Genomic DNA, 227 nt, shown 5'->3' with positions numbered 1-227 from the left:
TCAATTGCGGAAGGTCAAAGCGTTTCAACGCCCAGCGATCAGAGCCTCAATGCGTTCCCGGAGGATAGTCTCGTCCAGCCCCTCGACCGAAATCATCTTCAGCCGTGACTGGCCACCACGCTTCACACTGACCGCAGACCGACTGACGCCCAGCGTCTTGGCCAGGAACCGGGTCACCGCCTCGTTGGCCTCGCCATCCACCGGACGGGCGCGCACGCGGACCTTCA

General features: G+C 63.0%; 1 protein-coding gene. It reads right to left on the bottom strand.

What is annotated here, in order from left to right:
- Positions 1 to 24 precede the first annotated feature (24 nt).
- On the bottom strand, positions 25 to 227 hold a 203-nt coding region (locus tag ACM0OT_RS23880; protein ID WP_414566855.1), incomplete at its 5' end, for a DUF167 domain-containing protein.

It is taken from the genome of Anabaena sp. CCY 9613 (assembly GCF_963920895.1).
Taxonomy (GTDB): Bacteria; Cyanobacteriota; Cyanobacteriia; order Cyanobacteriales; family Nostocaceae; genus Cyanocohniella.
Note: the sequence above shows the minus strand (reverse complement) of the source record. Positions and strands in the feature narration are given on the sequence as shown.